Origin of the sequence: Nocardia gamkensis NBRC 108242, from assembly GCF_001612985.1 — a bacterium.
Lineage (GTDB): Bacteria > Actinomycetota > Actinomycetes > Mycobacteriales > Mycobacteriaceae > Nocardia > Nocardia gamkensis.
Genome location: NZ_BDBM01000008.1, coordinates 31,826 through 54,302, shown reverse-complemented (window position 1 = coordinate 54,302; position 22,477 = coordinate 31,826). Strand labels below are relative to the sequence as shown.

The window sequence follows — 22,477 nt, the reverse complement described above, 5'->3', positions numbered from 1 at the left end:
AGGAACCCGTGCGCCGGACAGCGGTTCGCGAGAGGCCCGGCGCGGCGCCGGAGTTCAGATCCGGCAGCGCAGCAGGGCTTCGCGCAGGTTGCGGCTGCGGATGTCGTCGAGGACGGCAAGGCCGAGCCGGTTCATCGTGTAACCGAAGCCCAGGCCGGTGGCCGGGTCGGCGAAGCCGAACGAACCGCCGAGGCCCGTGGTGCCGTAGGCGTGTTTGTCGGAGCCGAAGCGGAAGCTACCGCGCGACTTGCGGAAGCCGAGGTGGTAGCGGCTCTTGGTGTGCAGCACCAAGTCCTCGGCGGGGACGTCGTCGGCGGTGCGGTCGGTGGCGAGCCGGTCCAGCAGCGCGTCGTCGATCGGGAGCGCGCCGGTGCGACCGGCGGCCGCGCCGTAGACCTCGGCCAGCGCGCGGGCGTTGCCCACCCCGTTGGATCCGGGCAGTTCCACCTCGAGGAACTCGCGCCGGGTCGCCCGCGCCGGAGCCCCGCAGCGCGGGTTGGTCAGCGCCGCGTGCGACAGCCCGCGTCCGGCGTAGATCTCCGCGCCGATGCGCAGCGGGAGATCGCGCTCGTAGCGCAACACGTCCAGGCCGCGGGTGGCCGACATCGCGGCGATGCGGTCCATGCTCTGCTCGGCGGGCAGACCGATGTGGAAATCGACACCGAGCGGTGCGGCGATGTCCTCGGCGAAGATCCGTCCGAGCGTGCGGTGGTGCGGGTCGACGCGGCGCAGCAGCTCGCCCTGGTACAGGCCGAGGGTGATCGCGTGATAACCGTGCCTTGTGCCGGGCCGCCAAGCCGGTTTCTGCGCCGCGAGAATGCGTGCGAGGCCGTCCAGGTCGGCGATCTGGGGCAGCCGCACGATCTCGCTGAGGCCGGACAGCCCGGCCTGGTGGTCGATCAGCTGGCGCACCGTGATCGCGTCCTTGCCGTGGGCGGCGAACTCCGGCCAGTACTTCGCCACCGGCTGCTCGTAGTCGAGCAGACCCTTGGTTACCGCGGTGGCGACGGTGAACGCCGCCATGCCCTTGGTCGAGGAGAACACCGGAACGATCGTGTCCTGCTCCCAGGGCAGCGTGCGCCTGCGATCACGGAAGCCGGCCCACAGGTCGACCACGGGGCGTTCACCGGCGTAGACCGCGACGGCGGCGCCGATTTCGCCGTGGCGCTCGAAGTTGCGGCGGAAGGCGTCGGCGACCGGTTCGAAATCTGATGCGACCTCGCCGTGAACAGTGGGCTTTTCACTCATGGCGAGTCGATGGTAGCTACCCGGTTCTCGTAGGCTCGCAGGGTGCGTTCACTCGAGCAGATTCGGGAATGGCCGGTCCGGCACGCCGCGGCCGCGGTGGTCACCGCCGACGGCGGCGTCGCGAGCGAAGGCGATGTCGAGCGGGTGTTCCCGCTCGCGTCGGTGACCAAGCCGCTGGTCGCCTACGCCGTGCTCGTCGCGGTGGAGGAGGGCGCGGTCGACCTCGACCAGCCCGCCGGACCGCCCGGCGCCACGGTGCGTCATCTGCTGGCGCACGCCTCCGGACTCGCGTTCGACACCACCGACATCCAGGCGTCGCCCGGCTCCCGGCGGATCTACTCCAGCGCGGGTTTCGAAGTGCTCGCCGAATTCCTCACCGCGCAGACCGGGATCGCGTTCGACGAGTACCTGCGCGACGCCGTGTTCGAGCCGCTGGGCATGACCGCTTCGGTCCTGGCCGGTCCGGCCGGGCACGCGGGACGGTCCAGCGCGACGGACCTGGCCCGCTTCGCCGCCGAATTGCTGAACCCCCGGTTGATCTCGGCGCAGACGCACGCGGAGGCCACCTCCGTCCAGTTCCCCGGCCTGAACGGCGTGCTGCCCGGTTACGGTTCGCAGCGCCCCAACGACTGGGGACTCGGCTTCGAAATCCGCGACGGCAAGTCTCCGCACTGGACCGGTGGCACGAATTCGCCACAAACCTATGGACATTTCGGCCAATCCGGGACATTTTTATGGGTTGACCCGAAATCGGGGTTGGCGTGTCTCGCCTTGAGCGACGAGAATTTCGGCGACTGGGCGCGGGCGGCCTGGCCACCACTGAGCGACGCCGTGATCGCGGAGGCGACAGCCGGTCGCAACACGGTCGCGAAGTAACACGTGTAACTTCGGGCACTCCAGTACACTCAGGCAACGCCAGTCCGACGAATCGTTGGGGAAGACGGTCCTCGTCGAAGCTGGAGGTATTGGTGGTGCGCGCATCGAGTCAGTTCGCGGACGCGACGGCGGGTGTGGTCTACATCCACTCGTCGCCTGCCGCGCTGTGCCCGCATGTCGAGTGGGCACTCACCTCGGCCCTGGGTGCCCCGGCGAAGCTGCGCTGGACCGCCCAACCAGCCGACGGCCAACTGCGCGCCACCAGTGAGTGGATCGGTCCGGTCGGCACCGCCTCGAAGATCGCCCAATCGTTGCGCTCCTGGCCCGTTCTGCGCTTCGAGGTGACCGAGGACCCCAGCGACGGCGTGGACGGCGAACGCTACAGCTTCGTCCCCGGCCTCGGTCTGTGGCACGGCTCCACCAGCGCCAACGGCGACGTCATGGTCGGCGAGATGCGCCTGCGCGCCATGCTCCAGGCCACCCGCGAACTCGGCAAGTACTCCGCCTACGACCTGGCCGCCGAAATCGACCGCGCCCTAGGCACCGCATGGGACGAGGACCTCGAAATCTACCGCTACGGAACGGAAACCGGCGCCGAGGTCACTTGGCTGCGCCGGGACGTGGGGTAGGTGTCACGACGGACACGCGATCGCACCTATCGCCGCGGCCGCGCTGCGCGACGGCGACAGCCCGGATTGCTACAGAACCGACTGTCGCGGCGGTGAATCGCCCTAGGTCGTCGACTCGACAAGGAATGCTCGTGACAAGCGCGGTTCGGCATCGTGCGACTACGCCGATCGGCGTCCGCCGTAGCCTGCACGTCGTATCGGGGACGGGCACCTGCCTGAGTGTGGTCAGCGGCTCGGGCCACTGACCGGCTCGTCAGGGAAGTATCTCTAGGGAGTCGATGTGCTTCGGCCGGACCACTGAGAAGTGACGGCGATCCAATGTGGCGACTTGGCGAATGCCGAGTCGTTCGGCTGTCGCGATGACAGAAGCGTCGGCGGTGCCTAGTGGCAAGTTGCGGTATTTCGAGGTCAACTCCGCAATCCGCAGCCAATCGCTGGGGTGCACCGGCTCGACCTCGAATAGTCCCTCGGCGAAGTCTCCGAGAAACCGAACTTCCGCGTTCGTGCCCAACCGGGTCGCAATCAGATAGGCCGCTTCTGTGATGACCAAAGTCGGCACCACGAGAGGGCCTCGGTGGTGTTGGAGCAGGTCCAAGCAGCGGGCGTGGTGTGCATCGTCGGCGTCGACGTAGGCGTAGAGCGGGCCGGCGTCGACCAGCAGTCGCGTTATCGGTCCCACTCCCCGCGCAGGATCTCCTCGATCCGCTCCGAAATGTCCGATCGCCCACTATGTCCGGCTCCGGCGGCTCCGAACCTGCGGGATTCATTTGATCCTGGCAAGTGGGCCGAGATGGCCTCTCGGGTCCATTCGGAAACGGTCATCTGCCGCCGGGCTGCTTCATGCCGAAGTCGGCTGTCCAGGTCATCCGGCAGTTTCACCGTCGTACGCTTCATGGTATGCCAGCATACCCCTCGGTATCGGACCGTGGCACGGCCTTCGAACGCCAAACATTGACATCATGAGCGGCGGAGATGGGTTTGCGTGCCACGCTCCGGGTCACCCGCGAACTCGGCTAGCTTCTCCGCTTACGACCTGGCCGCCGAAATCGACCGCGCCCTAGGCACCGCATGGGACGAGGACCTCGAAATCTACCGCTACGGAACGGAAACCGGCGCCGAGGTCACTTGGCTGCGCCGGGACGTGGGGTAGATTTCACGGCTCCGGTAGCCACCGGAATTGGCGTCTGCCCCGGTTTCGCCGACGGGGATAGGGTCGTCACACGGTCGGGGCCGAGCACGAGGAGTCGACCATGAAGCATGCCGGTATGCGCATCATCGCCGCCGCAGCGATCGCCCTGACGGCCGCGACCGCCGCACCTGCGACGGCAACCGCCGAACCGGTCGCAGCGGCCGTAGAAGTGCCCCCGGGCGTCGTCGACGCGGTACGAGGCGCGATCGCGAGCGTCCTGTTCTTCGGCATCGTCGGCCTGTGCGTGGTGCGCGTCCTGCCGCCCGACCAGTGTCATCTGTTCTGAGGGATTCGGGCTGGTACCCCTCCCGGCGACGACCTACCCTCGAGGCATGGAGCACACCGGGCAACGCATCCGGTACTGGCGCAGGCGGCGGGGTGGGATCAGTCAGAAGGTGCTGGCTGATCGCGCCGGGCTGACGCAGGGCTATATCTCGCAGATCGAGAGTGGGCAGCGGGCTTTGGATCGGCGGGCGACCCAGGTTGCCATCGCTCGTGCGCTGAACGTCACCGTCGCACAGCTGCTGGGGCAACCGGGAGATCCGACGGATCCGGCCAAGGCTGTTGCCATGGCGGCGATTCCGGAGATCAGGTCGGCTTACCTCGAGATCTCGGTGGAAGAACGCCGGAAGCCGGAACGGCCACGGGAGGCTGTACGCGAAGCGGTTGCCCGTTCGACGATCCTGCGCAATAACGCGGACTACGCCGCGCTTGCCCCGGGCATGGCCGACCTGCTGCGGGATGCCTTCTACTTCGGTGGGCCGGAATTCGTCGAGCTGACGTTCAACGCCAGATTCCTGGTCAAGGGGGTGGGGTTTCCTGACCTCGCCTCGGGGATCGCGGATGCCGGGCTTCGGTGTGCTCGGAATCTGGAGCATTCCGAGTGGATCGGCTTGGCCGAGATTTCCAGACTGAACGCGATGCCGCCGGAGAATGCGGCATTGGCTGGTCGATTGGCGTCCCGTACTGCGGCAGAGATGCAACCTTTCCTCGGCGCGACCGCGGTTCGACAGGCATACGGGAACCTGCTGTGCCGGGGGGCCATCGCCAATGCGATTGCGGGACAGAGCGGTACCGCCTCCGACCTGCTCGATGAGGCGTACGCCGAGGCGCGCTCGCTCGGTGAGACCGAGGACGGTGGGTTCGGTCGCCTGTGGTTCGGCCCGACCAGCGCGGCGATCTGGCATGTGTCGGTGGCGAGTGAACTCGGTGACAGCGACACGGCTATCAGGGTGGCTCGCACCGTGGATCCACGACCGGTTCGTGCGCCGAATCGAATCGTCTATTTCTGGACCGACTACGGCCATGCTCTCACCGCCGCAGGCAACGATGCCGAGGCGGTGCGGGCCTTCTCGGAGGCCGAAATGGTCGACCCGCAACGTACCCGAATGGACCCGATGGTCCTTGATTCCGTGGCGGCGATTGCTCGCCGCGCGCACCGCAAGGCCATCTGACGTTGGCGAACAGTCTCGGCATTGATCCACACGCGGTATAGCGCTCTGTAATCGTCACTTTCCGCTCGGCGGGCACGCTGGTGCCCAGCCTCGCCGCCGAGTCGACGCCGTTCCACTCCTCGGCGGCGGGTGCTCACCAACACAACGAGCAGGGGAGTGACAGGGGATGGACGGTGAAGGCGGTTGCACCAGCGCCACATCGATGGGGCCGAACGCGCTGGGCTTCATTCGGCGCGAGGTTTCCGGTGCGGACGAGCAACGCGATGAGTGGTTGATCCGTGAAATAGCTGCTGCGCGTGGGTATTTCGTGGTGGAGCTGATCGTCTTCGCTACGGCGGTCCGGACGACGGCTCTGCTGGCGGTCGAGCATATCCGGGTGGCGGATGCGGTCGCGGTGATCGTGCCTGGGTTGGCTCATGTCGAGCCGTTCGCCCGTGCGGTCACCGAACTATGCGACCTGATCACTCCCGAGCAGACGTATCCGCGCGGGTATCGGTGGCCGTCTCTGTTGCCCATCGATCACCCGTACCGGAGGTTGCCGTGAACGGGTGGCAACTATTGGCGGTCGCGATCGGTGCGGTGCTGCTCACCTTGCTGGTCGGCATGACCTCATGGCTGTGGCCTGTTCGGTTGCCGGAGGGGCGCAGCGTGGACGAGATCACCCGGCGAGTGGAACGGGAGCGCGGAGACATGGACACGACGGTTTGGCCGCTGGGTTTCCCGCATGACGCGCCCGATCACGCGATGGGCGTGGGGGAGGCGCAGATGACCATGCAGCGGCACCGTGCGTGTCGCGTGGGGGAATGTCCGCGCAAGACGGCTGCGTGGCGAGTCCTCGTGGAGGCCGGGCGTATCCGGCCGGATGCGGGGCGGCAGCGGTGAGAGCCGGGCGGCTCACTCTCCTCGGTGGCCGAGCACGGCGAACATGGTGACCGAGAGGTGGTAGTCGCCTTTGGCGATGCCCGCCTCCATGGTGGCGGCCAGGTCGTCGCGTTCCTGCTCGGTGATCACGCCGTCGGCGCGGGCGCGCTCGGTCATCTGGGCGAAGAGGGGGCGGATGGTCTGCGGATCCCAGATCACCGCCTCCGATCCGATGTCGTCGATCGCGAAACCGGCGGCGGTGAGCAGGCCGCGCAGGCTTCGGCCCGACTTCGGATTCGGGGTGGTCGCGAGCAGCGACGTGGACAGGCGGGCCATCACATCGTCGTCGCCGGGATGCGCGATGGCCGTGTGCCAGTCGCTGTCGATGAGCAGCACGCGCCCGCCCGGCCGCAGGACCCGCGCGATCTCGGCGGTGGCGGCGGCCGGGTCGTCGAGGTGCTGGTAGACGCGCTCGCAGCGCACCGCGTCGAAGGAATCGTCCGGGAACGGCAGATGGTAGGCGGTGCCTTCGACGAAACGGGCCCGAGCGTCCGCCGTCTCGGCGCGCCCACGGGCGATCGCGAGCATCGCGGGATTCGGGTCGACGCCGACCGCTTCGCCGCCCGGCCCGACTCGGCGGGCCAGTTCGATCACCTCGGTGCCTGTTCCGGCGCCGATATCCAGCGCGCGCTCGCCGGGTTGGACGGCCAAAACCTCGTGCGCCCACGCGCGCATGCGCCGAATACCCGGCAGCGCCGCCTGGAGATCCAGGATGCCGACCAGCACGGCCATCGGGTCGTCGGTGGTAGTAGGGCGCGACGCGTCGGGAATCGCGTTCACATGGAATGACGGGGTGGACGGCGCGGGCTCGCTCGGCATATCCCGACAGTAATCCCGGCACCCCGGCGGATGGCAACACGTCCTTCGCGTCGCCTCGGCGGCTGCCGTGGCAGCGTCCTGCCCGGAAATCTCGCAACGGGCCGCACGAACTCTGCCGACAGCGACTCGACGGGCAGTAGCTGACCTGTCGCCGCAGGTGGCTCCGTTTGTTGCGCCCTTTACCGGGTAACACTCGCTCGGCTCACGGTTTCGATGAGCCGCGCTGATTCGTGAGAGTGCACTCGCCCACTGTCGGCGAGAGCGATCGTGGCCGGCGCGGAAGATTCGACGGCCCTTTCGCGAGCCCGACTACAGAGGAGCGTCAGATGACCGAATCCGGCTCCGCTGATCTCAAGCGGCGGCATCGCGTGATGTGGGCACTGGGCGACTATTCGTCGATCGCCGCCGAAGTCATCCCGGGGCTGGGCCGTCGTCTCGTGGAGGCCTGCCGTATCGGCCCGGGGCAACGGGTGCTCGACGTCGCGGCCGGGTCCGGGAACGCCGCGATCCCTGCTGCCGAGGCCGGTGCGGATGTCGTGGCGAGCGACCTCACGCCGGAACTGTTCGAGGCGGGCCGGCGCGTCGCCGCCGAACGGGGCGTCGACCTTCGGTGGCAGGAAGCCGACGCCGAGGCCTTGCCCTTCTCCGATGCCGAGTTCGACGCGGTGATCTCCTGCGTCGGTGTCATGTTCGCGCCGTTTCACCAGGCAGCAGCGGACGAACTGGTGCGCGTGGCCAAACCGGGCGGCACGATCGGGCTGATCAACTGGACGCCCTCCGGATTCATCGGGCAGATGTTCGCCACGATGAAACCGTTCGCTCCGCCGCCCCCGCCCGGCGCGCAGCCGCCCCCGCTCTGGGGCGACGAAGCGCATGTCCGGTCGCTGCTCGGCGATCGCGTCGCCGACCTGGAGCTACGCCGGGAGAACGCGGTCATCGACCGCTTCGCCGACGCCGCCGAGTTCCGCGACTTCTTCAAGACGTACTACGGACCGACGGTCGCGGTGTACAAGGCCATTGCGGGGGAACCCGACAAGATCGCGCAGTTGGACCGGGCTCTCGCGGAACTCGCGTCCCAGCACGACCTGGGCGATGGGCGGATGGAATGGGAGTACCTGTTGGTCACCGGACGCCGAGCGGGCTGACTGCGCCACGGGCTATTCGTTCGGCGTCCGCGCCCGGAACGCGGGGGTCTACCCGGGCATGGGCGCTATGCGCCGACCGCAGGTGTCCGGCGGTCCGGTGAAACCGTTGAGCAACCGAACCGGCGCGTCCGTCATGCACCGGGGCGGGCCGGGTGATGGCGCGTCGGATCGTATTGTTCGAAATAGGACTCGCCCACGGCGAACATCCCACGTTGCGGCAGCCAGAAGTCACCGAGTTTGGCCTGCTCGGCCAGCGGTCCCGGAGGACCGATATCTATTCCGTCGATCCGGGCAGTGCTGTTTTCGACGGTCCACAGCATCCGGGGGTTGGCCCGGAACAATTGACCGTTCGGCGAAGTACCGCTGAGCTGTACCCGCCCCACGCCGAGCGCCGGTCCCGCCGCCCGCGACATGAGCGACAAGACGGCAGGACGTCGCCACAGAGCGGCGGGCATCATGCGGCCGAGACCCGTCATCGCGGCTGTCGCCACCGATCGTCCCAGCTGGAGATCCCACACGATCTTGTCGCCCACCCGCACTGTGAAGGTGGCGGGGCCGGTCCAATCGACCGAGATGTCTTCGGTTCGCGCGTCTTCGAGTGCTGATCCGAAATAGCGGGCGCAGCTGGTGGCCGGGGAGACACTGCTGTAGATCACCCATTTGCCGTCGGGGTCCCGATGCCACACCGCGTCGTACCCCGCGCCGACCGAGCTGGCAGGGAAGTGCCGCAGCGCCAGGTAGTGACCGCTGGCGAACGGTATTCCCATCACTCCGTAGCCGGAGAATCGCTCCTCATCCGTACCCGAAGGGAGCGCCTTGTCGGTCGCGGCAATCGATCGTGGGCTGTCGGTCATCGCCGACCTCCTCGAGGAGTGGACTCGTGCCGATTATTTTACGACCGCAGAAGGGAGGGCAGGAAAAGTTCGACCCCGACCGAGGGGTGTTCCTCACTGCCCCGGTGTGGCCGTTGTCTGTTGTCCATGGCGGGCGGCCACCTGGTCATGAGCGCCGATATCGACCCAATAACGCCGTGCCGGACCGAGTCGGGTGTCGACGATGCGCTCGAGAACGCCGCCTCGGCGCTCGATGGTCTTCGCCGAGGCGATGTTGTCGGCCGCGCAGACGATCAACACGCGGTCCATGCCGAGTTTCCCCGCCTCGTCCAGCATCCGGCCCAGAGCCCAGGTGGCCAGCCCGCGCCGCCGCGCGGACGGCCGGATCCCGTAGCCGATGTGACCGGCCCACCGCACGAAGTCGTCGAAGCCATGCCGCAGAGCGATCCCGCCGAGCACTCGGTCACCCTCGACGATCCATCGGTAGGTGCACCGTGCCCGGCCCGTCTCGTCCACCGCCCGACCCGATTCGTGGTCCAGCCGAGCCACCCAGGCCGCGAAACCCGTCGGCGATTTCACCTCGTCGGACGGCCGCAATCCGAAACCGTCCTCGTGCGGGCCGGGCCCCCACTCCTCATGCGCCTCGAGCCAGGCCGTATGCAGACGTGCCGTCGGAGCGATCAACGCGGGCATATCGCGACGATACCGACCTCGCTGCCTGCGATCTTGGCAATGGACGCGCCGACCGAGCCGCGAACGCGCGGCGCGCCTGTTCCGCGGTGCCGCCTGCCTTTAGAAGTACGATCCTGCCGCACGGCGGTCTCGCGAGGCCGGGTGAGAGACAAGAAACGCCGTCACATGCCGCGGTGGCGGCCGGGGGCGGCGGGTGCCGGATATCTTGTGCGGCTGTACCGCTTCAAACCGAACCGCACCGGGAGGTCTGCGAGTGGCGAACAGGATTCAGGGCGGGGCGATCGCCGTGGTCGCGGCGGCGGTGGTCACCGGCCCGGCGGCGGCATCGGCGGCCGCCGAGGTGATCGAGTTGACCGCGATCGAGACGAGTTCCTCGTTTTTCGACCGGGATGGCGACAAGCGACTCGGTCCGGGCGATCAGGTGACTCACATCGACGATCTTCGGCGCGATGAGGCCGGGTTCGGCCGCGGCTCCGGGGTTTGCACGGTCGTGTCCATCGCCGAAAACGCTTCGGTGCAGATGCGGTGTGACGGCGCGCTGTCGCTGCCCGAGGGCCGGATCACCACCAAGGGCACGGTGACCGATCCCCGCACGCCCGGCGCGCGCGCCTACGACATCGCGATCACCGGGGGCACCGGCAAGTACACGGCGGCCCGGGGTTACATCCATGTCGAGGTCGTCGCCGCGGACCGAACCCAACTGACCCTCCACCTCACCTGACATCGACCGGATCCCCGGCCTCGGATTGTCCGGCTGATCCGTGGGTTGCCCGTGTGGGTAGCGACGGAGTTCACCCGAGAGGAGCGAATCGGGGCCGGTTCGGTGAGACCTCGAGTACTGGCAGCAGGTGTGCCGCTACCTCCACAAGCTGCACTTCTGTGGGCGCAGAGGGGATCGAACCCCGAACGCTGGTGCGACCACCACGGTGTCCGGCGAGATCGTCGCCGTGGTGCGGCGCCACCGCCACAACAGCGAGGGGCAGGCGCTGCATCGGGTCAACCGTAAGCCGATGGTCGCCCAGGCCGGAGACCCCGTCATCGACACCGCGCTGATTCTCGGAGACCGACGAGCGCGTCGACTCCGAGGACGAGGGCCTGCGCTCGATTACGCTGGATCGCGATGTGCAGCGCGTGATCGCCGTGGACAGGCCCGGCTCAGCGCGGGCGTGCCACGTTCTGGGGGAACTGTCCCTGCACGTTGCCGGGTGGGTTGTAGAGACCGACGACGACAGTCCAGCCGTTCTGCGAGGCGTACCCGATACCGAGCCGGGTGCTGGCCTTCCACACCAACTGCGTGAAATGGCCCGTTGACATGCTGAACCCGGGGTTGTCGAAGTCGTAGTTCTTGACCTCGTCGTACCACATCTGCGTGCCCATCTGGACAAAGGAGACACCGTCCCAGCTGCCCCGTCCCCCGGCGAGGTTCTCCCCGGCCCCGTTCTTGTAAGGGCAGCTGTGATCGATCGTGTTCTTTTGGGCGTAGTACTTCGCGCATTGGTCGGCCAGGTTGTTCAGGTTCTGGGTCGAGGTCATGGCCGGGGAACCGTGCTTGGCCCGGTATTGGTTGTGCAGGTTGAGCCCGGTCTGCGCGTAATCGCTCTGTCCGGCGGCGGGGCCTCCGCCGGCGACGAACGCGGCGAGCATCACCGCGGCAACAACCGATACCAACCGTCCGACACGCACGACGACCTCCCGAGGCAGAGTAGGGCACAACAGAAGCGGACCATGCAAACCCTGGAACCCCCACAGGCCGTGAGTGTTTCGGGATACGGCGAGCCTACCGGGTCGATGTGAGCGTGATTTCTCGTGGATGTTTCCGGACCCCCGTCTACAGCCGGTCTACAACTCGGCTGTCCATCCCCTGACCTTCCCCTGGCCCCTTCGTCCGCAGGCACGCCTATCCTGGGGCGGCAATCGATCTCAACGGGGGTGCGCATCTGCGGTGGTATCCAGCTGTGCTGGGGCGGGTTCGGGCTGGGAGGCCGGGGTGACTGGGACGGAATGGGAGATGTTCTGCTCGGAGGTGTTTGCCATCGCCGAGCGTTACGCCATCCAGACGTTTTCGAATCCCGGCACCCTGGTGCTCTCCAGCGGCTCCTCGTCCACGGAAGCCGAAGTGCGCGGGGCCAATCCACACATCAAACTCGTGGATATGGGCGACGCCGCGGTGCGCATCGAAACGGGCTGGTGTGTCCGCGCCATCGCCGACTACGAAATCCAATTCGAGGACAAGCCGTCCCAGGCGGCCGCGGCGGTCGAGGCGATCATTCTCGGGGGCGCCGAAGAGTATGTGATCACCGATGACGACGACCGGTGGGTGGCGTTCGGGTGGTGTATTCGGGGCAAGGATTCCCTGATGTCGCGACCCCCGCACATCACCTCGGGACGAAAGGCGGTTCGTCGGCTCCTGCCGTGGCGGTCGGCGTGACAGTGCGGCCAGGAACTCGACCAAGCCGACCCAGCTGCCGTCGGTGCAGCGTGCCGAGCCGTGGAGTCGGCCGGGCACGGTGGCGGTCGAATCGAGGCCACCGAATCTCTCGCCAGTCTGTAGCTGTTGCACTGTTCGCGAACGCGCGGGTCGCGGCAGCAGGATGTCCGCCCGGGATGGATCCGGATTCGTCAACCGTTGAACAGGAGCTTGCTCAGCAGTGTTGTGAGCTGGTCACGCTCGGCCGAGGTGAGTGCCGAAAAGGTCTGGTCTAGAAATTCGGGAATAGTCTTCTCCGCCTTGGCGAGCACGCGGCGTCCCGGCTGCGTGATGGTAACCGCGTACGCGCGTCGATCCGCAGGGTCGCGTTCCCGGCGAACGTAACCGGATTTCTCCAGGTCGTCCGCGATACCGACCATGACGCTGCGATCGATGCGCAATTCGGCGCAGAGTACCTGCTGCGAACACGGCCCGACTGCCGCGAGCATCTTCAACACCAGATGATGCCCCACTCCGAGGCCACTGTTCCCGGCCGCAGCATCTGCGGCTCGGGTCACCATCGCCGACGCGCGACACAATGCGATGTCGGGGCGCTCCGCGGCGAGTCGCGGTAGGTAGACAGGCTGCGCGCGAGCATCGGTCCTGTTCGGCATACCGGCAAAACTAGCACAATCGTCTTCCTCGAGATTGTTTGACGGCAGACGGATCGACCCATACGATTAAAATCATCTGAGCACAGATGATTTTGTGGCAGACGAAAGTGCATCGTTTCGAGAGGATTGCCGATGTCGTTGAACCTGTCCGCCGATCAGGTCTTGTCCACCACCAGAGCAGTGCGCAAACGCCTCGACCTCACCAGGCCCGTACCGCGACATCTGATCGAGGAATGCGTCGACGTCGCGACCCAGGCGCCCACTGGCCGCAATCGCCAACGCTGGCATTTCGTCGTCGTCACCGACCAGGCCCAGCGCGCGGCCGTCGCCGACATCTACCGCAGGGCAGTGCACCTCGCCCAAGGCACCCCGCTGACCTCACACGATCTGTACCGGATGAACGCCCACGGATCCTGGCCGCGAATCGCCGGCGGGCTCGAGTATCTCTACAACCACATCCACCAAGTTCCGGCCATAGTCATCCCCGCCGTCGAAGGCCGAACCGACCGCGCATCCGTCGCCGAGCAAGCTGGAACCTGGGGGTCCATCTTGCCCGCCGCGTGGAGCTTCATGCTTGCCGCCCGCGCACGAGGCCTCGGCACGGTTTGGACCACCGCGCAGGCCCCGCTCGAACGCGAACTCGCCCACACGCTCGATGTTCCCCACAACCAGATCATGCTCGCGGCCCTGATCCCCCTCGCCTTCACCCTCGGCACCGATTTCCGTCCCGCCCAACGCATCCCCCGCGACCAAGTACTGCACTGGAACAACTGGTAAATGCACCGTATTCGGCTAGTTGGCGTTAGAAAGCCGTGCCAGCCAACCAATCTGGATGGCCGTCCAACGCGCGCCACGCCGCATGCGCGCACACCTCGGCTGGGTACAGCCAGTTCGGCAATTTTCTCCTGGCAGCCCAACTCGGTGAAACATCGACTCCCGATGAGCCGATTCGACCAGCGTGGAGTCCAATCACGCACCTGCCGTAGCTTTGCTCATCGGAATTCTCGTGCTCACCACCCTCGTGGTGGTGACACTTCGGTGGCTCGGCAAGTCCTGGCTTGTGGTGGTGCTCGGTGGTGTGGCCGCGATGGTCATCGGCTACGTCGTGGGCCTGGCGGCGATCTTTCTGATGTGGTGAAGACCGTCGCCCATGGAGTCGATCACCGATCACCGTGTTCGCGCCCGAGGGCACGACGGCTCAGCGGCGACGACCCGGCCGAGCATGCGCCTCCGCTGAGGGGGCGTGGTCGTGCTGGTATGCGCTGGGTTCGGGCGTGGAACTCTCCCCGCGCGCGGGTCGGTTTCGTCGTGACACTTCTCATGAGCCCGGGCCGGTGGCCGGGCTCATGTCGAGCGGTACCTGGCCCGGCGGCGGGCAATCAAACTGGTGCCGGGCACGGCCACAGACCGTAGCCGCGAACCGACCAACCCCGCCCGCAAATCGCAACAACAACAATCAACTGGCTAGAGACCTTCGGCCTTTACCGCGCAGAAACCGTCCGCCCCGGTTCCACTCTCTCCGATCTGTCCAGATCAGCAGCGGTCCGATGTCCGCTGTGTGTGGTTCTGTCCAGGCTGTATCTGCCCGCCCTGGCACGTTCTCGGCAAGTTCGGAGGTTTCGCAATATCGGCGCTGAACTGGTGGGATGCTGCCCCCGCTCCGATCAACGTGTGGATGTCGTAGGAGATGCGCCGGGGTTGGTGCGGCCGTCCAGAGCCGACACAATCAGCGCGCGTGCGGCATCTCCGTGGACCGCGTGACCGCACAGCCCCGCCCATAGCCGTTCGTACAACTCCAACTCGCTCGGCGCCGTGATGCTGAGTTCGGCGCTGGCGGTCTCGATCAGGACTTGCCGACGATCGAACAGGTGGAAACTGCCCGAGAGGTAGACGAACGGTGCGCGCGGCGGCACCACGGCGAAGGACAGCCGGGGATTGCCGAACGCTGTATCGAGCAGGTGCCGCATTTGCCCGGCCATCACGTCGTCATCTCCGAGCGTGGTGTGTAGCGCCGCCTCATGAATTAACACGGCTATCCGTGCGCCACCGCTCCGCAAGATCTCCTGTCGCGCCATGCGCGCCGCCACGGCAGTGTCCAGGTCGTCGGGCGTGCCGAGAAATCCGATGCACTGCGTGAGCACTGCGCGGGCGTAGTCCTTGGTCTGGAGCAGTCCGGGAACGATCGTCGGGTTGTAGATGCGGAGCTGTCGTGTCTCGGATTCGATTTCCCGGCCGCGTTGTTGGCGGCGGGTGTGCCCGGTCGCGGTGATCCGCCGCCACTCGGCCCATTGGGCGCGGACATTGCGCAGTGCCGCGACGAGATCAGGCAGCGCGAGCGGCGTGTTACAAACGCGGCACCACACCGCCAAGTCGTTCTCGCTCGGCATTTGCTTGCCGTTCTCGATCCGGGAGGTTTTCGACCAGTGCCACTCGGCGGCGGTGCTGAGCTGTCTCCCATCCAACCCGGCATCTCTGCGCAGCTCTCGGAGCCGTGCCCCGAGAGCTACTTTCGCCCGTGCCGCTCCGTTCATCGGGCGGCATATTCCCTGAACGGAATTGCCGCCGACCACACGCGGTCACGGATCGCGACCGCGTGCGCGACGATCACGGGTTCGTCGGTCAGCGCCGCGCCGACCCAGATTCCGCGCGCGTCGAACAGCGAGAACGCGACCGCCTGGTCATCGAACAGCCAGAAATCCTCGGTTTCCGCGTCGGACGGATCGGCATCGCGCCGCGCGAGATAGCGGATGTCTTCACCGGCTGCGGTGTTGTGGCGGCTCAGTGCGAGGAGATACCGCGTGTAGAGCGTGTGCGGCTCGGTGACGATCCGTGCACGGCGCACCGCGACACCGCGCGCCACCGTGGTGGCTACGTGGTTCGTCCAGCCGGCGAACCATTCCCCGCCGGGGTCACTGGTCTCGTCGGCACGGAACGCGGCGAGCGATTCGGATTCCGACTCGCTGGTGTAGTCGTCGTGCGTCTCGAGGTGGAAAGCGGACCGGTGCGCGGTGGCGAACACCGGCCGCAGCTCGCTAGCGCCGTGCAGCAGGCGCATCCGGGCGCACCTCCTGACCGATCGGCACCAACACCGCAGTCTCGTGGTCCGGAATCGCCATGAACTCCAGCGCCTCCGCGTCGGTGACGGGCTCACCGGACAGCAGGAACGAACCGTGTCCGGTATCGCGCAGCCCCGACACACAGGTGCCAGGCTCGACGAACCACAACAGTTTGTGCGGAATCTCCACAGTGCCAGGGTGGCCGGTTTTCCAGCCCTGTACCGCATAGCGCGGTGGCTGGATCTCGGTGATGTAGAGCCGGGGCGATCCGTCGCCGCCGGATACCCCGCCGATGAATCGAACTCGCATGTGGTGCCCTTCTCTGGTGTCACATGGAGTGCGTGCCTTGTCGATGGTCACAGCCCGAGAGGCGGATGTGCAATCCCTTGCTCACTTCGCCGCACTTTTGTGGAGGACGCGAACAACTCACGCCTAGCGTGCTTTTCAGCCCTCGCGCCGGGCGGCCCGATTCCCCGGCGCGGGGAGCTTGCCAACGACTGAGAAGGGCAGGGGACGGTGGACGCGCTCGGATGGATCGACCCGTTGTCGCCGACAACGGAATGGGATGCGGCCCAGGTGCGTCGGTTGGCGCGGCGGCTCGGCTACCGGGTGCGGTGGGCTGATCCCTCCTCGGTGCTCGATCTGGTGGAACAGGTCGAGTCGGCGGGGGTTGAAACTGTGCTCTTGTCATCTGTCGCACACGTCACCGCGTGGGACTTGGTACGACTTCTCCAGTCGGCCGATGTCGAATGTGCCGCGCCCCGTGAATCCTTCGCGCGGCACGCGAGAGTGCAGCGGGTCCGCCGATGATCGTTATCGGGTGGGTCGTCGCCATCTGCTTGCCGATCGGTGTACTGGTCTGGGCGGTGCGCTGGCCGAAGTGCTGATCGGCTCCAGATCGCCGAAGCCGCCCGGCGACACCGCCGAACCGGGAAGATTGCGGCCATGTCGCTGTTTGAGATTGTGCTCACCGAGTATGTCCCAGAAGACAGGGTGTTCCTTGAACAGTGGTGGGAGAACGCGGATGTTCTGCACTTCGTACACGAACTGAAGCACCAACTGATAGACCGCGAGCGGGGAGAGCTGGCAGGAGAAATGCGCGTTTGTGAGGCCGAAGTTGCGATGGATGGCGCGTGACGCCAGCAGCGGAACGGCGGTCGGGTTCGTCTCGGTCGAAATCGGCCGCGCGAGTCCGGGCAGATCATTCGGCCCCGGCGTGGGGTCTACGCTCAGAAAGGCCGAAGCGCTGGCCCTGGGGGAGTCGTGGACCAACGAACGTCTGATCGCCGTGCGCGAGGATGCCGAGCCTATCCGGCCGGAGTGGTTCACCGACGAATTCCAGCGGCGGGCGTGCCCGTGCTCCGGCTGCACGACGCGCGGCACACCGCCGCGACGATCCTCCTGGATTCCGGCGCGACGCCGAGCGCGGCGGCGAAGTGGCTCGGCCACGATCCGGCGGTGCTGTCAAGGGTCTACGGCCACGTCTACCCCGAAGCGCTCGAGGCGGCGGGGGCGCGTTGTTCGGCGACGAGAACACCGTGACCGGAACCTAGTTCGCCGGTCCGTTGGCACGTTCTTGGCAAGTTCACCAGAGCGTCCGACGTTGGGGGAGTGGAACGGGGGAAAGTGAAACAGCGTCTGACATGCTGTTTCGGAAGTGGGCGCAGAGGGGATCGAACCCCCGACCGCTGGTGTGTAAAACCAGTGCTCTACCGCTGAGCTATACGCCCGGACCGTTACCGGCGGCTTATGAATCTAGCGCGGCGAGCGCTTTCTCCCAAGCCGCCTGGTCACGGGGCTCCCCGGGGCCGTTCATCTCGGCGAAGCGGATGAGGCCCTCGCGGTCGACGACGAACGTGCCGCGGTTGGGGTAGCCGGACTTCTCGTTGAAGACGCCGTAGGCCTGGGCCACCGCGCCGTGCGGCCAGAAATCCGACAGCAGCGGGAAGGTGTAGCCCTGTTCGGCGGCCCAGATCTTGTGCGTGGGCGGCGGGCCGACCGAGATCGCCACGATCTCCGCGTTGTCGTTCTGGAACTTGGGCAGCTCGTCGCGGACCTTGCACAGCTCGCCCTGGCAGATCCCGGTGAAGGCGAGCGGGTAGAAGACGATGAGGACGTTCTTCTTCCCGCGGAAGTCCGACAGGCTGACTTCCTGGTTGTTCTGGTCCTTCAGCGTGAAGTCCGGCGCGACAGTGCCAACCTCGAGCGGCATAGCGAATCCTCCATCGTGTCGGGTCTCCACCGGGCGGGCGTGCGACACCGCCCTGGTGGAAACCATAGCGCGGTGGCTCAGCGCTGCTTCGAGGGCGCCTTGGGCTGTACCAGCCTGCTACCCGCCCATGAGCCGAGGCTGATCGCCGAGGTCTGGGTCAGACCTGCGGTCGGTGCGGATTCGGCGATCTCGCTCGGCTCGACGTGGCCCGGCTGTCCGGTCTTGGGGGTGAGCACCCACACGAAACCCTCGTCGGCGAGGGGGGCTATGGCGTCCATCAAGGCGTCGACCAGATCCCCGTCCCCGTCGCGCCACCACAGCAGCACGACGTCGATCACCTCGTCGGAGTCCTCGTCGACGAGTTCGCCGCCGATCGCGTCCTCGACGTCGGCTCTCAGGTCGTCGTCGACGTCCTCGTCCCAGCCCAATTCCTGGACAACCAAGCCGTGTGTAATGCCAAGCTTCTGAGCGTAGTTCTGCGCGTCCGCCGCGGCGACCACGGTGGTGTCCTCCTCAACTCCCGACAATGGATAGTTGCAAGCGAACATGGTTATGGGCTTCAGCGCAAGCCGATCCGGCGAAATAGCTACCGAATGTCGCGTTGCGAGGGTGCGTCAAGGGCTTTCTCAGCGCTTCGGGCACGAGTCGCGGACGGCGTTGCGCGCGTCGTTGACCCGCCTGCTGGCGTCGTTGAGCGCCGCGACGGGGGCGGTGTAGGTCATCTTGCGCGTCTCGGCGGCCAGCGCGCGTGCCGCGTTCACGTACTCGGTGAACAGGCCGGCCAAGTCCACGGGCAGTGCGTCCCTGGCGGAGTTCACGCCGCTTTCCACCTTGTTGGCGGCGTCCTCCAGGGTCTGCACCGCGGAGTCGCGCTTGGCGTCGTAGTCGGGCGCGTTCGAATCGTGCGCGTCGACGAAGTCGTTGTACTTGCTTACGCCCGCTCCGGTGGTGGTGGGGAACTGACCGCAGTTGTCGGCGATGGCCTTGCCCTGGGCCGCAGCGCGCCGGGAGGATGTCGCCGCCGCCGACGAGGACGCCGCCTCGGTCTTGTACGCCGCCAGATCGCTCGCGTTCGGACCGGCCACGCCGTCCACCCGGTTGGCGCATCCCGCGACGACCACCCCGATAGCGACCGCGCCGGTGGCGCACACCATTCCGAACCCGCGTGGGTTCAGCAGCTTCATCGTCCTCCCGCTCCTCAGGGCTGCCACGCTCTCCTGCTCACCTTGCCTGTCGAACGGTACTGGATTTCCGGCTGACATGATGATTTGGGACGCGCCATCGGCAAGGATGGATGGTGCGCCCGAACCTTTCGTAAACGGGCGGTCCGCCAACCAGCGAACCCGCCCGGGGATACCGACGCCATCAGCATGTCCACCCCTGTACGAGGAGCAGATTTGACCGACCTGATCCACTCTTCCGCACCGGCGAAATCCGCCGGAGACAGCTCCGCCCCCGCGCCCGCCGCGAGCGGCGATCCCAACGGGTCGCACGCGCCGCAGCCGGGCGGCCGGGTGCGGGTGATCCGCGAAGGGGTGGCGTCCTACCTACCGGACATCGACCCGGAGGAAACCAGCGAATGGCTCGAGTCGTTCGATGAGATGCTCGACCGGGAGGGCCCCGGCCGGGCGCGTTACCTCATGCTCCGCTTGCTGGAGCGGGCCGGTGAACGGCGTGTCGCCATTCCGTCGTTGACCTCCACCGACTATGTCAACACCATTCCCACCGAGAACGAGCCGTGGTTCCCCGGCGACGAGGAGGTGGAGCGGCGCTTCCGCGCCTGGATCCGCTGGAACGCCGCGATCATGGTGCATCGCGCCCAGCGCCCCGGCATCGGCGTGGGCGGCCACATCTCGACCTACGCGTCCTCGGCGGCGCTCTACGAGGTCGGCTTCAACCACTTCTTCCGCGGCAAGGACCATCCCAGCGGCGGTGACTCGATCTTCATCCAGGGCCACGCCTCGCCGGGCATCTACGCCCGCGCGTTCCTGGAGGGCAGGCTGTCGGCCGATCAGCTCGACGGGTTCCGTCAGGAGTACAGCCACGGCGGTCCCGGCCACGGGCTGCCGTCCTATCCGCACCCGCGGCTGCTGAACAACTTCTGGGAGTTCCCGACGGTGTCCATGGGCCTGGGCCCGATGAACGCCATCTACCAGGCGCGCTTCAATCACTACCTGAACGATCGCGGGATCAAGGACACCTCTGACCAGCACGTATGGGCGTTCCTCGGCGACGGCGAGATGGACGAGCCGGAGTCGCGGGGTCTCGCGCACGTCGCGGCCATGGAGGGTCTGGACAACCTGACCTTCGTCGTCAACTGCAACCTGCAGCGCTTGGACGGGCCGGTGCGCGGCAACGGCAAGATCATCCAGGAGCTGGAGTCGTTCTTCCGCGGCGCGGGCTGGAACGTCATCAAGGTGATCTGGGGCCGCGAGTGGGACGCGCTGCTCGGCGCCGACCGCGACGGGGCGCTGGTGAACCTGATGAACAGCACCCCCGACGGCGACTACCAGACCTACAAGGCCAACGACGGCGCATACGTGCGCGACCACTTCTTCGGCCGCGACCCGCGCACCAAGGCGCTGGTGCAGGACCTGTCCGACCAGGAGATCTGGAACCTCAAGCGCGGTGGCCACGACTACCGAAAGGTGTACGCGGCCTACGCGGCCGCGATGGCGCACAAGGGCCAGCCGACGGTGATCCTGGCCAAGACCATCAAGGGCTACACCCTCGGCAAGCACTTCGAGGGCCGCAACGCCACGCACCAGATGAAGAAGCTGACCCTGCAGGACCTCAAGGACTTCCGCGACCTGCAGCGGATCCCGATCAGCGATGCCGAGCTGGAGAAGGATCCGTACCTGCCCCCGTACTACCACCCCGGTATGGAGGCTCGCGAGGTCCAGTACATGCTCGACCGGCGCAAGGCGCTCGGCGGGTTCCTGCCCGAGCGGCGCGCCGCGGCCAAGCCGCTGAAGCTGCCCGGTGACGAGGCCTACCGCTCGGTGCGCAAGGGTTCGGGCAAGCAGAACGTCGCCACCACGATGGCCCTGGTGCGGCTGATGAAGGAGCTGCTGCGGGACAAGGAGATCGGCAAGCGGATCGTGCCGATCATCCCCGACGAGGCCAGGACCTTCGGTATGGACTCGTGGTTCCCTTCGTTGAAGATCTACAACCGCAACGGCCAGTTGTACACATCGGTCGACGCGGAATTGATGCTTGCCTACAAAGAGAGCACCGTCGGGCAGATCCTGCACGAGGGCATCAACGAGGCGGGGTCGACGGCCTCGTTCACCGCGGCGGGCACCTCGTACGCCACGCACGGCGAGCCGATGATCCCGCTGTACATCTTCTACTCGATGTTCGGCTTCCAGCGCACCGGCGACGGCCTGTGGGCGGCGGCCGACCAGCTCGCCCGCGGCTTCGTGCTCGGGGCGACCGCTGGGCGCACCACGCTGACCGGTGAGGGCCTCCAGCACAACGACGGGCACTCGCTGCTGCTCGCCTCGACCAATCCGGCCGTGGTGACCTACGACCCGGCGTTCGCGTTCGAGATCGCCCACATCGTGCGCGACGGCCTGCGCCGGATGTACGGCGGTGGCGCGGCGCCGAAGGGCGCCGCGCCGCTGCCCGGCACTCATCCGCACGGCAGCGCGGGCGAGTTCGGCGGCGAGGACATCTTCTACTACATCACCCTCTACAACGAGCCGTACCCGCAGCCTGCCGAGCCGGAAGGCCTCGACGTCGAAGGTCTGCTCAAGGGCGTCTATCTGTACAAGCGCGGAGGCGAGGGCCAGGTGCGCGCCCAGATCCTCGTGTCCGGCGTCACCGTGCCGGACGGCTTGCGCGCGCAGGCGCTGCTCGCGCAGGAGTGGGGCGTGCAGGCGGACGTATGGTCGGTGACCTCCTGGGGCGAACTCCGCAAGGACGCGCTCGACAAGGAGATCGCCGCACTGCGCGATCCGGGCAGCGATCCCGGCCTCCCGTACGTCACCGAGGCGCTCTCGCGCGCCGAGGGCCCGTACGTCGCGGCCACCGACTGGATGCGCGCGGTGCCCGACCAGGTTCGCAAGTGGGTGCCCGGCGACTTCACCACGCTCGGCACGGACGGGTTCGGCTTCTCCGACACCCGCCCGGCCGCGCGACGGGTGTTCAACGTCGACGCGCAGTCCATCGTGGTCGCGGCGCTGGCCGGGCTCGGCCGCACCGGCAAGCTCGACCCGGCCAAGGCCGTGGAAGCGGCGGCGAAGTACGGGATCGCCGACGTGGACGCCGCGCCGAAGGCAGCGGTGAGTTCGGACGAAGACCTCGCGTAGCGGAATAT

The 22,477-nt window shown here is 67.0% G+C and carries 29 protein-coding genes and 1 tRNA gene; 15 read left to right on the top strand and 15 right to left on the bottom strand.

Features of this window, described 5'->3' with window-relative positions; all coding sequences use genetic code 11:
* Positions 1–54 precede the first annotated feature (54 nt).
* Positions 55–1,248: a serine hydrolase domain-containing protein gene (locus tag NG1_RS09320; RefSeq protein ID WP_062969655.1), complete on the bottom strand. Its 1,194-nt coding sequence runs from the start codon at positions 1,246–1,248 to the stop codon at positions 55–57.
* Between the two features lie 42 nt (positions 1,249–1,290).
* On the opposite strand from NG1_RS09320, the gene NG1_RS09315 reads away from it, so the two are divergent.
* Complete coding sequence (locus tag NG1_RS09315) at positions 1,291–2,124, top strand: serine hydrolase domain-containing protein (protein ID WP_062969654.1); 834 nt, start codon at positions 1,291–1,293, stop codon at positions 2,122–2,124.
* 95 nt (positions 2,125–2,219) lie between these two features.
* On the top strand, positions 2,220–2,753 hold the full coding sequence (locus NG1_RS09310) for a DUF3145 domain-containing protein (protein WP_040865831.1): 534 nt from the start codon (positions 2,220–2,222) through the stop codon (positions 2,751–2,753).
* A gap of 253 nt (positions 2,754–3,006) precedes the next feature.
* On the opposite strand, the gene NG1_RS09305 is transcribed toward NG1_RS09310, so the two are convergent.
* A complete protein-coding gene (locus NG1_RS09305; RefSeq protein ID WP_245659846.1) occupies positions 3,007–3,432 on the bottom strand; it encodes a type II toxin-antitoxin system VapC family toxin in 426 nt (141 codons plus the stop codon).
* Positions 3,420–3,647, bottom strand: a complete 228-nt coding sequence (locus NG1_RS35330) for a ribbon-helix-helix domain-containing protein (RefSeq protein WP_157113938.1) — start codon at positions 3,645–3,647, stop codon at positions 3,420–3,422. The genes NG1_RS09305 and NG1_RS35330 overlap by 13 nt, the downstream gene beginning before the upstream one ends.
* 88 nt (positions 3,648–3,735) lie before the next feature.
* Between NG1_RS35330 and NG1_RS35325 the strand changes: the two genes are divergently transcribed.
* The 5 genes from NG1_RS35325 to NG1_RS09285 all read left to right on the top strand — a co-directional run bounded on the left by NG1_RS35325 (position 3,736) and on the right by NG1_RS09285 (position 6,278).
* Entirely contained in the window at positions 3,736–3,903 is a 168-nt protein-coding gene (locus NG1_RS35325; protein WP_084498800.1) for a DUF3145 family protein, read from the top strand.
* A gap of 115 nt (positions 3,904–4,018) precedes the next feature.
* On the top strand, positions 4,019–4,228 hold the full coding sequence (locus NG1_RS09300; RefSeq protein ID WP_157113937.1) for a hypothetical protein: 210 nt from the start codon (positions 4,019–4,021) through the stop codon (positions 4,226–4,228).
* Positions 4,229–4,274: 46 nt separating this feature from the next.
* Positions 4,275–5,396, top strand: a complete 1,122-nt coding sequence (locus NG1_RS09295) for a helix-turn-helix domain-containing protein (protein ID WP_062969652.1) — start codon at positions 4,275–4,277, stop codon at positions 5,394–5,396.
* A 166-nt stretch (positions 5,397–5,562) separates the two neighbouring features.
* A complete protein-coding gene (locus tag NG1_RS09290) occupies positions 5,563–5,940 on the top strand; it encodes a hypothetical protein (protein ID WP_062969651.1) in 378 nt (125 codons plus the stop codon).
* Positions 5,937–6,278 (top strand): hypothetical protein, encoded by a 342-nt coding sequence (locus tag NG1_RS09285; RefSeq protein ID WP_062969650.1) that lies wholly within the window; start codon positions 5,937–5,939, stop codon positions 6,276–6,278. Before NG1_RS09290 ends, NG1_RS09285 begins: the two co-directional genes overlap by 4 nt.
* 12 nt (positions 6,279–6,290) lie before the next feature.
* On the opposite strand, the gene NG1_RS09280 is transcribed toward NG1_RS09285, so the two are convergent.
* On the bottom strand, positions 6,291–7,136 hold the full coding sequence (locus NG1_RS09280) for a methyltransferase domain-containing protein (protein WP_084498799.1): 846 nt from the start codon (positions 7,134–7,136) through the stop codon (positions 6,291–6,293).
* Positions 7,137–7,462: 326 nt separating this feature from the next.
* Between NG1_RS09280 and NG1_RS09275 the strand changes: the two genes are divergently transcribed.
* Positions 7,463–8,281 carry a class I SAM-dependent methyltransferase gene (locus NG1_RS09275; RefSeq protein WP_062969648.1) on the top strand — a complete coding sequence of 273 codons (819 nt, stop codon included), beginning with the start codon at positions 7,463–7,465 and terminating at the stop codon, positions 8,279–8,281.
* A gap of 131 nt (positions 8,282–8,412) precedes the next feature.
* On the opposite strand, the gene NG1_RS09270 is transcribed toward NG1_RS09275, so the two are convergent.
* A complete protein-coding gene (locus NG1_RS09270) occupies positions 8,413–9,135 on the bottom strand; it encodes a hypothetical protein (RefSeq protein WP_062969647.1) in 723 nt (240 codons plus the stop codon).
* Positions 9,136–9,228: 93 nt separating this feature from the next.
* Positions 9,229–9,807, bottom strand: a complete 579-nt coding sequence (locus tag NG1_RS09265) for a GNAT family N-acetyltransferase (protein WP_062969646.1) — start codon at positions 9,805–9,807, stop codon at positions 9,229–9,231.
* A 193-nt stretch (positions 9,808–10,000) separates the two neighbouring features.
* Between NG1_RS09265 and NG1_RS09260 the strand changes: the two genes are divergently transcribed.
* Positions 10,001–10,528, top strand: a complete 528-nt coding sequence (locus NG1_RS09260) for an allene oxide cyclase barrel-like domain-containing protein (RefSeq protein WP_157113936.1) — start codon at positions 10,001–10,003, stop codon at positions 10,526–10,528.
* A 434-nt stretch (positions 10,529–10,962) separates the two neighbouring features.
* On the opposite strand, the gene NG1_RS09255 is transcribed toward NG1_RS09260, so the two are convergent.
* Complete coding sequence (locus NG1_RS09255) at positions 10,963–11,490, bottom strand: CAP family protein (protein ID WP_157113935.1); 528 nt, start codon at positions 11,488–11,490, stop codon at positions 10,963–10,965.
* 304 nt (positions 11,491–11,794) lie between these two features.
* Between NG1_RS09255 and NG1_RS09250 the strand changes: the two genes are divergently transcribed.
* On the top strand, positions 11,795–12,235 hold the full coding sequence (locus tag NG1_RS09250) for a hypothetical protein (protein ID WP_157113934.1): 441 nt from the start codon (positions 11,795–11,797) through the stop codon (positions 12,233–12,235).
* A gap of 191 nt (positions 12,236–12,426) precedes the next feature.
* Here the strand turns inward: NG1_RS09250 and NG1_RS37810 are convergent, their stop codons facing one another.
* The gene (locus NG1_RS37810) at positions 12,427–12,795 is read right to left on the bottom strand and encodes a MarR family winged helix-turn-helix transcriptional regulator (protein WP_281218159.1); all 369 of its coding nucleotides are present in this window, start codon (positions 12,793–12,795) and stop codon (positions 12,427–12,429) included.
* 225 nt (positions 12,796–13,020) lie between these two features.
* On the opposite strand from NG1_RS37810, the gene NG1_RS09240 reads away from it, so the two are divergent.
* Together NG1_RS09240 and NG1_RS38780 are read left to right on the top strand one after the other, a co-directional pair.
* Positions 13,021–13,665, top strand: a complete 645-nt coding sequence (locus NG1_RS09240; RefSeq protein WP_062969641.1) for a nitroreductase family protein — start codon at positions 13,021–13,023, stop codon at positions 13,663–13,665.
* A gap of 229 nt (positions 13,666–13,894) precedes the next feature.
* Complete coding sequence (locus NG1_RS38780; RefSeq protein WP_281218144.1) at positions 13,895–14,026, top strand: hypothetical protein; 132 nt, start codon at positions 13,895–13,897, stop codon at positions 14,024–14,026.
* Between the two features lie 526 nt (positions 14,027–14,552).
* Here NG1_RS38780 and NG1_RS09235 read toward each other — a convergent pair.
* From NG1_RS09235 to NG1_RS09225, 3 genes are read right to left on the bottom strand one after another with little or no spacing between them, the layout of a single operon-like run.
* On the bottom strand, positions 14,553–15,419 hold the full coding sequence (locus NG1_RS09235; protein ID WP_062969640.1) for a helix-turn-helix domain-containing protein: 867 nt from the start codon (positions 15,417–15,419) through the stop codon (positions 14,553–14,555).
* Positions 15,416–15,943 carry a DUF6879 family protein gene (locus NG1_RS09230; protein ID WP_062969639.1) on the bottom strand — a complete coding sequence of 176 codons (528 nt, stop codon included), beginning with the start codon at positions 15,941–15,943 and terminating at the stop codon, positions 15,416–15,418. Before NG1_RS09230 ends, NG1_RS09235 begins: the two co-directional genes overlap by 4 nt.
* A complete protein-coding gene (locus NG1_RS09225) occupies positions 15,921–16,253 on the bottom strand; it encodes a hypothetical protein (RefSeq protein ID WP_062969638.1) in 333 nt (110 codons plus the stop codon). Before NG1_RS09225 ends, NG1_RS09230 begins: the two co-directional genes overlap by 23 nt.
* 636 nt (positions 16,254–16,889) lie before the next feature.
* On the opposite strand from NG1_RS09225, the gene NG1_RS09215 reads away from it, so the two are divergent.
* Both NG1_RS09215 and NG1_RS37380 read left to right on the top strand, forming a co-directional pair.
* Positions 16,890–17,081 carry a hypothetical protein gene (locus NG1_RS09215; RefSeq protein WP_062969636.1) on the top strand — a complete coding sequence of 64 codons (192 nt, stop codon included), beginning with the start codon at positions 16,890–16,892 and terminating at the stop codon, positions 17,079–17,081.
* A gap of 183 nt (positions 17,082–17,264) precedes the next feature.
* Positions 17,265–17,486, top strand: a complete 222-nt coding sequence (locus NG1_RS37380) for a tyrosine-type recombinase/integrase (protein ID WP_168434107.1) — start codon at positions 17,265–17,267, stop codon at positions 17,484–17,486.
* Positions 17,487–17,602: 116 nt separating this feature from the next.
* Here the strand turns inward: NG1_RS37380 and NG1_RS09205 are convergent.
* The 4 genes from NG1_RS09205 to NG1_RS09190 all read right to left on the bottom strand — a co-directional run bounded on the left by NG1_RS09205 (position 17,603) and on the right by NG1_RS09190 (position 19,340).
* Positions 17,603–17,674, bottom strand: a tRNA-Val gene (locus NG1_RS09205).
* 17 nt (positions 17,675–17,691) lie between these two features.
* On the bottom strand, positions 17,692–18,156 hold the full coding sequence (locus tag NG1_RS09200; RefSeq protein ID WP_062969784.1) for a peroxiredoxin: 465 nt from the start codon (positions 18,154–18,156) through the stop codon (positions 17,692–17,694).
* 77 nt (positions 18,157–18,233) lie between these two features.
* Complete coding sequence (locus NG1_RS09195) at positions 18,234–18,656, bottom strand: DUF3052 domain-containing protein (protein ID WP_062969783.1); 423 nt, start codon at positions 18,654–18,656, stop codon at positions 18,234–18,236.
* 126 nt (positions 18,657–18,782) lie between these two features.
* On the bottom strand, positions 18,783–19,340 hold the full coding sequence (locus tag NG1_RS09190; RefSeq protein ID WP_062969634.1) for an Rv2240c family protein: 558 nt from the start codon (positions 19,338–19,340) through the stop codon (positions 18,783–18,785).
* A 213-nt stretch (positions 19,341–19,553) separates the two neighbouring features.
* On the opposite strand from NG1_RS09190, the gene aceE reads away from it, so the two are divergent.
* A complete protein-coding gene (aceE, locus tag NG1_RS09185; RefSeq protein WP_062969633.1) occupies positions 19,554–22,469 on the top strand; it encodes a pyruvate dehydrogenase (acetyl-transferring), homodimeric type in 2,916 nt (971 codons plus the stop codon).
* The last annotated feature ends 8 nt before the right edge of the window (positions 22,470–22,477 follow it).

Coding starts and splice junctions, on each gene's coding strand:
- NG1_RS09275 (WP_062969648.1), top strand. CDS start 7,463: ATGACCGAATCCGGCTCCGCTGATCTCAAGCGGCGGCATCGCGTGATG.
- NG1_RS09190 (WP_062969634.1), bottom strand. CDS start 19,340: ATGAAGCTGCTGAACCCACGCGGGTTCGGAATGGTGTGCGCCACCGGC.
- NG1_RS09320 (WP_062969655.1), bottom strand. CDS start 1,248: ATGAGTGAAAAGCCCACTGTTCACGGCGAGGTCGCATCAGATTTCGAA.
- NG1_RS09295 (WP_062969652.1), top strand. CDS start 4,275: ATGGAGCACACCGGGCAACGCATCCGGTACTGGCGCAGGCGGCGGGGT.
- NG1_RS09300 (WP_157113937.1), top strand. CDS start 4,019: ATGCGCATCATCGCCGCCGCAGCGATCGCCCTGACGGCCGCGACCGCC.
- NG1_RS09265 (WP_062969646.1), bottom strand. CDS start 9,807: ATGCCCGCGTTGATCGCTCCGACGGCACGTCTGCATACGGCCTGGCTC.
- NG1_RS09270 (WP_062969647.1), bottom strand. CDS start 9,135: ATGACCGACAGCCCACGATCGATTGCCGCGACCGACAAGGCGCTCCCT.
- NG1_RS09215 (WP_062969636.1), top strand. CDS start 16,890: ATGTCGCTGTTTGAGATTGTGCTCACCGAGTATGTCCCAGAAGACAGG.
- NG1_RS09280 (WP_084498799.1), bottom strand. CDS start 7,136: ATGCCGAGCGAGCCCGCGCCGTCCACCCCGTCATTCCATGTGAACGCG.
- NG1_RS35330 (WP_157113938.1), bottom strand. CDS start 3,647: ATGAAGCGTACGACGGTGAAACTGCCGGATGACCTGGACAGCCGACTT.
- NG1_RS09230 (WP_062969639.1), bottom strand. CDS start 15,943: ATGCGCCTGCTGCACGGCGCTAGCGAGCTGCGGCCGGTGTTCGCCACC.
- NG1_RS37810 (WP_281218159.1), bottom strand. CDS start 12,795: ATGGTGACCCGAGCCGCAGATGCTGCGGCCGGGAACAGTGGCCTCGGA.
- NG1_RS09235 (WP_062969640.1), bottom strand. CDS start 15,419: ATGAACGGAGCGGCACGGGCGAAAGTAGCTCTCGGGGCACGGCTCCGA.
- NG1_RS09240 (WP_062969641.1), top strand. CDS start 13,021: ATGTCGTTGAACCTGTCCGCCGATCAGGTCTTGTCCACCACCAGAGCA.
- NG1_RS09225 (WP_062969638.1), bottom strand. CDS start 16,253: ATGCGAGTTCGATTCATCGGCGGGGTATCCGGCGGCGACGGATCGCCC.
- NG1_RS09290 (WP_062969651.1), top strand. CDS start 5,563: ATGGACGGTGAAGGCGGTTGCACCAGCGCCACATCGATGGGGCCGAAC.
- NG1_RS09200 (WP_062969784.1), bottom strand. CDS start 18,156: ATGCCGCTCGAGGTTGGCACTGTCGCGCCGGACTTCACGCTGAAGGAC.